Here is a 391-nt window from a genome sequence, read left to right as displayed (position 1 = left end):
ATTAGGGCTTTTTACTAAATAGTAAAATAATATGAATATTGAGAGTATCGTAGCGTTTTGCTATAAGTTTTAGTTACTCTGCTTTATTTAGAATTATAAGGCAAAATAGGAAGTCTGAGAATAATTTGTACCTTTCATACAGACAGAATTTAGACTTAGAAGAACTTGGAGGATCTCAAATATTTCTGATATATTGACTTTTGAGTTNTATANCTTNNATACANTATTATTATTATTGTTATTTATTTTTTTTTATATTTAATATTTTATATTAATAAACAACCCTTTTTTTTATTCAATTGTTAACCAAAAATTGTAAAATGTAATATATATTTATTGTAGATTATTACTTTTTTTCATTTAATTTTTTATTTCTTGTACATATTANNNT

Source organism: Spiroplasma sp. Moj, assembly GCF_016082285.1.
Taxonomy (GTDB): Bacteria; Bacillota_I; Bacilli_A; order Mycoplasmatales; family Mycoplasmataceae; genus Spiroplasma; species Spiroplasma phoeniceum.
This window is presented reverse-complemented; position numbering follows the sequence as displayed.